The 6,831-nt window shown below is 46.7% G+C and carries 8 protein-coding genes and 2 rRNA genes; 1 reads left to right on the forward strand and 9 read right to left on the reverse strand.

The features are described from left to right. Window positions 1-3: 3 nt before the first annotated feature. The 7 genes from ACQ5BJ_RS25810 to ACQ5BJ_RS25840 form a co-directional block, all read right to left on the reverse strand. Window positions 4-804 (reverse strand): PSP1 domain-containing protein, encoded by an 801-nt coding sequence (locus ACQ5BJ_RS25810; RefSeq protein WP_163979523.1) that lies wholly within the window; start codon window positions 802-804, stop codon window positions 4-6. Next, window positions 805-1,785, reverse strand: a complete 981-nt coding sequence (holB, locus tag ACQ5BJ_RS25815; RefSeq protein WP_262866517.1) for a DNA polymerase III subunit delta' — start codon at window positions 1,783-1,785, stop codon at window positions 805-807. 97 nt (window positions 1,786-1,882) lie between these two features. Next, window positions 1,883-2,326 carry a YaaR family protein gene (locus ACQ5BJ_RS25820; RefSeq protein ID WP_005545499.1) on the reverse strand — a complete coding sequence of 148 codons (444 nt, stop codon included), beginning with the start codon at window positions 2,324-2,326 and terminating at the stop codon, window positions 1,883-1,885. Window positions 2,327-2,426: 100 nt separating this feature from the next. After that, the gene (locus ACQ5BJ_RS25825) at window positions 2,427-2,756 is read right to left on the reverse strand and encodes a cyclic-di-AMP receptor (protein WP_163979525.1); all 330 of its coding nucleotides are present in this window, start codon (window positions 2,754-2,756) and stop codon (window positions 2,427-2,429) included. Between the two features lie 60 nt (window positions 2,757-2,816). After that, the gene (tmk, locus tag ACQ5BJ_RS25830; protein WP_005545488.1) at window positions 2,817-3,491 is read right to left on the reverse strand and encodes a dTMP kinase; all 675 of its coding nucleotides are present in this window, start codon (window positions 3,489-3,491) and stop codon (window positions 2,817-2,819) included. 2 nt (window positions 3,492-3,493) lie between these two features. Continuing rightward, window positions 3,494-5,107: an aminotransferase class I/II-fold pyridoxal phosphate-dependent enzyme gene (locus ACQ5BJ_RS25835; RefSeq protein WP_430112937.1), complete on the reverse strand. Its 1,614-nt coding sequence runs from the start codon at window positions 5,105-5,107 to the stop codon at window positions 3,494-3,496. 133 nt (window positions 5,108-5,240) lie between these two features. Next, window positions 5,241-5,423, reverse strand: a complete 183-nt coding sequence (locus ACQ5BJ_RS25840) for a sigma factor G inhibitor Gin (RefSeq protein WP_005545475.1) — start codon at window positions 5,421-5,423, stop codon at window positions 5,241-5,243. A gap of 255 nt (window positions 5,424-5,678) precedes the next feature. Here ACQ5BJ_RS25840 and ACQ5BJ_RS25845 point away from each other — a divergent pair, with 255 nt between their 5' ends. Next, complete coding sequence (locus tag ACQ5BJ_RS25845; RefSeq protein WP_005545474.1) at window positions 5,679-6,215, forward strand: hypothetical protein; 537 nt, start codon at window positions 5,679-5,681, stop codon at window positions 6,213-6,215. Window positions 6,216-6,345: 130 nt separating this feature from the next. Here the strand turns inward: ACQ5BJ_RS25845 and rrf are convergent. Both rrf and ACQ5BJ_RS25855 read right to left on the reverse strand, forming a co-directional pair. Further along, a 5S ribosomal RNA gene (gene rrf, locus ACQ5BJ_RS25850) occupies window positions 6,346-6,462 on the reverse strand. 144 nt (window positions 6,463-6,606) lie between these two features. Next, window positions 6,607-6,831, reverse strand: a 23S ribosomal RNA gene (locus ACQ5BJ_RS25855); the annotation flags it as partial.

Genomic DNA, 6,831 nt, shown 5'->3' on the forward strand with positions numbered 1-6,831 from the left:
TATTTATTTTACGACAACGTCGTCGAAAGGAAAATCTTTTACTTTGCCGATTTCAGCCAGTTGGACGTGCACTTTACGTTCTCCGGCATTTATACCGACGACTTTGCCCTCTCCTATCGAAGTAACAACCCACTTGCCGACTGTAGGAAGCTCTTCTTTCACGCTTTCATAATTGTCATGCTCGTATTTCAGGCAGCACATCAAGCGACCGCACAAACCGGATATTTTCGTAGGATTCAGCGATAAGTTCTGGTCTTTTGCCATTTTAATGGATACCGGTTCAAAATCACCTAACCAGGAGGAGCAGCATAGCACTCGCCCGCAAGGCCCGATGCCGCCAAGCATCTTAGCCTCGTCACGCACACCAATCTGCCGCAGCTCAATCCGTGTCCGGAACACGCTGGCCAAGTCCTTGACCAGCTCGCGGAAGTCCACGCGTCCTTCTGCCGTAAAGTAAAAGATGATTTTGTTCCGATCAAACGTATATTCAACATCTACAAGCTTCATTTTCAACTGATGCGCTCTAATTTTGTCCATACAAGTTGCGAACGCATCTTTTGCTGCTTGTCGATTCGCTTCTACCAGTGTTGCGTCTGCTTCATTGGCGATGCGAATGACTTTCTTTAAGGGAAGCACCACATCGTTCTCACCGACGGTCTTCGGACCAATCACGACTTTGCCGTACTCGATGCCGCGCGCCGTTTCGACGATCACATGCTGGTCCCTCTGGACCGGCCATTCGACCGGGTCGAAATAGTATATTTTGCCCGCTCTCTTAAAACGGACGCCGACTACATTATACAATCAAGTACCTCCTTGGATTCCAACCAGAAACTGCTCGCAAGCAAGCTGCGGGCTGACATTGGCGCGCACCCGCTTTTGCGCCTCCGTTGCCGCATCCATGCACCGAATCCATCCTTCAGCTGATTTCGTCCAAGCCAGCTTGCTGATTGTATCAAGCTGATCGATAAAGACGAGACTCTCCTGCCGGTTGTATTGGTAATTCAACATATCTCGAAACCAGAGATGGAACAAACGGAACAGCATGTCCGTATGTTCAGCAAGCTCGGTCTTAAACAACTTCTGCTGTGCGGTTAGAAGTGCGGAAGGCAGTCTTGCTTCGCACTCCTTTCCTAATTGTAACATTACGTTTCTTACTTCTGCAAACCAATTCTGTCCACACAACTCGCGCCCTGCTTCAAGGCCATTTACAAGATAGACAGCAGCACGAGCCAATACAACTGGGCAGCCTTCTGCCACAAGCGTTTGGCAAATAAGGTGCGGATCTTGGGGCGTGAATGGGACGAGCTGCGAACGGGATTGAATGGTTGGCAGCATCGCTTGTCCATTCTCTGTTATTAGGATAGCCACTGCGGGGCTTGTCGGCTCCTCCAAAAATTTAAGCAGGCTGTTGGCCGCTTGAACGGTCATCTTCTCCGCCTGCTCCATAATGTATACCTTACGGCCTGTAGCTTGGGTCCGATAGGAAAATTCGCGCTGCAGCTCACGAATTTGATCGATTTTAATCGACTGTCCCTCTGGTGCGATAAGATGCACGTCAGGATGGTTCCCATGCTCAATTTTCCGACAAGAAAGACATTCCCCACATGCATCATCTGTCATACGTTCACAGAACAGCGCCTTGGTAAAGGTTAACGCAGCAGCCATGCGGCCTGTTCCTTTCGGTCCACTGAATAGGTAGGCATGAGATACTTTGTCAGCGCGCAATCCATTTTGCAATATTTTTTTTGCTCGATCCTGACCGAGAATTTGTTCAAACGACATGGTATACGTGTTCCTTCCATATATATAACCAGAATGCGATACCGAGCAAGCTGCTCGCTCCAAGTTAAATGATAGGGGAGGAATCAGCCTCGTCTATCTAGAAACAAAGGTTAATCAGCATTCCACGTATTTCTCCTACTTTATGAAGCAGTTCAATCTTGCCTTGCTCCGACTCCAACAGATGATCTGCCAGCTCAATGAGAGCACTATCAATCTCATCGACGATTTGATACCGTTTGCTTTTGCCGCGCCGATCCCATCCGCGTGTTTCTTTTATTTTTAGATTCCGTCTTACTGTATCCTCTAAAAATCGCTTCACCATCATCCGATACATGCGAAGCTCACGAATCGTCATTGACTTCGCTAGTCGTTCCCCTTGACGGTATATATCCTGCAGCCGCTGCTGCAGTTCGTCATTGCTGGCTTGATCGTGACGATTGTTCATCATATCAGCAAAAGACTTGTGCTGAACGGGCTTCGTTACCGTTTCGCCCATTCGCACATCAGTACCGAGGGGACGAAATCCAGGATTAATTTTCACTCTATATCACCTGCAATTTCTCACTTCATAGTCATGCTCTGATCGAACTCACTTACCTTACTGGTTCTTACTATTATATCGTAATATCGAAAACGAATGATTAAAAATGCTCGAACCGCTCGACCGGAAGCACGAATACCGTTGCTCCCCCCACCTGTACCTCAACAGGAAGCGGCATATAAGAATCTGATGTTCCACTTAGTGGCGTTACCGGAGTTACGAGTTGGTCTCTTACCTTGCAGTTGTTTCGGATGACATTCAGGACGGTGCTCACTTGATCATCCTCCACACCTATCATGAACGTCGTATTGCCTGCACGCAAAAATCCACCCGTACTCGCCAGCTTGGTTGCTCTTAAATTCGCCTTTACTAATGCACCAGAGAGTCGATTGCTGTCTTTGTCTTGTACAATGGCTACAACCATTTTCATGCCTGGTCATCCTCCCTAAAATATAATATTCTTGTCCATTCATATATGGAATGATGTTATTTATTTATACATCCGTACTGCAAAATCCTGCGTTCGTTCACATAAAATGTCGTACATTTGCTTACTTATTTCTGTTAGCGTCTGTGTTGCATCCAACTGTACAATCCGTTCAGGATGCTGTTTCGCAATTTGATCATAACCCTCGCGCACCGCTTCATGGAATGCAAGCTGCTCTTGATCGAGCCGATTAACCTCGCGGTTCTGATTCGCCGCGATCCGATTCAATCCTGCCTGCGGATCAATATCTAACCAGAACGTAATATCCGGCATCATATCGTGTATGGCAAAACGATTGATCTCCCACACGTCCTCCATGCCGAGTCTACGTGCATAACCCTGATAGGCGAGTGAGCTATCGACGAAGCGGTCACACAGGACGATCGCCCCTCGCTCTATAGCCGGAACGACAACCTCCACCAAATGTTGTCTGCGCGCCGCTGCATATAGCAGCGCTTCTGTTCGTGCATCCATTTCCGTATGCTCAGGGTTCAGAATGATGCTGCGAATCTTCTCCGCAATTCGGACTCCTCCTGGTTCACGCGTTACCACGACATCAAGCTCTTGCTGCTTCAGCTTATTCGTTAACAGCTCAATCGCAGATGACTTGCCGGCTCCTTCCCCACCTTCCAGTGTTATGAACCATCCTGAACGCTCTATTTGTTGCTGCTTCACCATTGTTAATCCTCAATCCCCTTCTCATCTTCTGTAACGACAACACGAACCGTCAGCAAGGATTCATCTTCTGCATCATGACACTTGGCCCCGGCGTGTGCAAGCATTATCAGCTCCTGTACAGCAGCCTCAGTAATGATTTCACCCGGATACAGTAATGGAATACCTGGAGGATACGGAACAACAGATTCCGCAGCCTTATGACCTACAGCCTCATGTACAGATACTCGCTTCGTTCGAACACTCTCTTGTTCATATATCGAGAAGGATACTGGCTCAGAATACATGCGCTGACCGTCAGCGAACGTAATGGAGCGCCCTGGTGTATCAATATTTTCTGTATAGGTGGCTACCTGTATCTTAGTATATGGAGTGTTGTCGTCCAATGTCACCGCAACCGCTTGCAGCGCTGTAATTAATCGCTGTGCATCCTCTAACGAGCTGCCAAGGCTGAACGAAAGCACCACATGCTGCAAATCCGCCATTTCAGCAGTACACCCATACTCTGAAAGCCGTTCAAGCAGCTCATATCCGCTTAATTGTCCATTTGTACATCGAATCGTTACTTTGAACGGATCAAGGCTGCAATATGCTGATTGCGGTTTAGCAGTTTGTATCTCTATAACCTCATATACGGTCAAATTAACCAAAGCGGCACGTACATGCTGTACCGCCTTGAGTCCTTCCTCAAACGCCTCTCGTCCATTACGTGCTAAATAAAAACGGCTTATATCAAGGGAAGCCATTAACGGATAAGAAGGACTTGAACTTTGCAGCATCGTAAGCAGCTTCTTCAGCCTGGTTCGATTAAGCCTCGCTCCTTGAACGTGAAGCATCGCGCTCATCGTCATACCTCCAAGCATCTTATGCGTGGATTGAACAACCCCATCTGCACCTGCCTGAAGAGCGGATTCCGGGAAAGCTGGATGGAGGCCATAATGTGCTCCATGTGCTTCATCCACCAGTAATGGAATATCATATCGATGGATCATTTCTGCTAACTCGTACAGATTAATCCCCATCCCATAGTAATTGGGATTTGTTACAAACAAGGCTTTCGCATTAGGATAAGCCTGGAGTGCTTGTTCCACCGTATCATTGTTGGGGGCAGTTGCGAGACCACTACCCTTGTCCATTTGCGGCGCAAGAAAGACGGCTCTTGCTCCAGCCATCATAAGCCCGTGTAAGACCGATTTATGGACATTCCGCTGTACAAGGACTACATCATTCGGCTGAATACAGCAACTCATCAGGAGGGCTATATTTCCGACCGTACTTCCTCCGACAAGAAAATGTGTTTCCTCTGCACCGAAGCACTGCGCAGCTAACTGCTGCGCCTCCGCGATAGCTTCTGTTGGATGATGCAAATCATCTGTGCCTTCTACCTCTGTCACATCTATCGTCAAAAGCAGTGACATTTTGTGCAAAAGTGTATTCCAATCTTCTCGGCCAGATAGAGACAGCGATTCATGTGCATACCACTTTCCATCCTTATGTCCAGGCACATGGAAGGAAGCATGCTGATTTTGATTATATTTAAGTAAAGCTTCCACTAATGGCGCCCGCACATGCTCCTGTCCAGCAAGCGCCAACTGAGAAGTCTCCTTATGTTTATCCATTAAGGTTACCCCTTTTTCATTGCTTCATTTATTGTAACTTATATTGTGAACTTCTTCATCAGTTGACCAATAAAAAGCAAAAAGAGCCCCCTGAATCGGGCTCTGGCGATTAAGCATATCAAGTTGTTTCTCCTTACACATGTGTGTGCAGCCATAATCGTTTTAGCTTATGAATAAAAAATGAATATTTTAAATCCTGCACATCGGTCTTCACCATTTCTTGCTCACATGCTGTACAAATAAATTGATTGACGACCATTATGCCGTCATTCGTCGCTTCACCGCACACAATGCAGTGTGTATCCTGACGTTCCATGTCAATCCCACCTTTAGAGGTTATATGATAAGTATGCCCGCAACTCTATGGATATATACCAGTTTCATAGCTGGTTTCAAATGTTTTTATATATGTATGATCGAATGGCCTTATTGGTGTTTGTACGGTTTGCACCCTTTTTTGCAGGCTTGATCCTTTTACGTATCTTTTTCAATTTCTCTTCCTTCTACATTTTCATAGAATAAATACCGATATATAACTTATTGTTCAACTTGAAAAAGGAGGGTTCGCTCAATGTCAACCATACGTAATGAAGAAATGGAGCGAACATTTTATAACTACCAGCTGCTAAAAAAAGTTCGGTTAACGAAGCCTTTCACCGTCCCCTATGTCACGCTATCATTGCTGTGCATTGCAGCAGCCCTTTATCAAAACGGACTGATCGGTATTGCTTATATCGCAGCCTCCTGGGTATTAATTGCATGGCTGCACTACGTGATAGGCAGATCCATCTTTATCGTCGACAGGTATACATATAAGGGCAGATGGGCATGGAGGTGGCGTATGCCATGGATCGGTTATTTACCGCTTCCACAACAGTTCATTAGTCTGCGATACATTACGAAAATTATGCTGCACACGACGTCCATTACGTTTCTAGTCATACTTATCTTATGTCCGTGGCTCCCATTGGAACTCACCTTATTGCATGTGTTCTGGCACATTTGGCTTATCTCGCCGCGTTGGTATTGCATATTGACACTACGTGCTGCAGACTCAAGCGGCCTTGTCAAAGTAAATGAAGTGGATTTCTGCTTATATAAAGCGTAACTTTTTAAAAAAAGCCAAAAGAGCTGGTCTTTGACACAGGGGATGTGTGCTAAAGGCCAGCTCTTTTGATTCGACCACATATAAAAATAAAAAAACCACCATCGAGTAATCTCAACAGTGGTTTTTGTGTGCTTGGCGACGTCCTACTCTCCCGGGACCCTGCGGTCCAAGTACCATCGGCGCTGGAGGGCTTAACGGTCGTGTTCGGGATGGGTACGTGTGGAACCCCTCCGCCATCGCCACCAAACAGCATTGGCTTAGTGCCAATATAAAGTTCAAGGTCATACCTTGAAAACTGAATGCGAAAGTTCGTGTTAAGATTTTCATCCGGGGCTCCCCGAAAAGTATTCTGTGTTGCTGCAACGCTTCACGTCACTTTTTGGGGGCTAATTAGGATAAGCCCTCGACCGATTAGTATTGGTCAGCTCCACACATTGCTGTGCTTCCACCTCCAACCTATCTACCTCGTCGTCTTCAAGGGGTCTTACTAATTGGGAAATCTCATCTTGAGGGGGGCTTCACGCTTAGATGCTTTCAGCGCTTATCCCTTCCGCACATAGCTACCCAGCTATGCTCCTGGCGGAACAACTGGTACACCAGCGGTGCGTCCATCCCG

The organism is Paenibacillus sp. B1-35, from assembly GCF_050474385.1.
Lineage (GTDB): Bacteria > Bacillota > Bacilli > Paenibacillales > Paenibacillaceae > Paenibacillus_B > Paenibacillus_B alvei.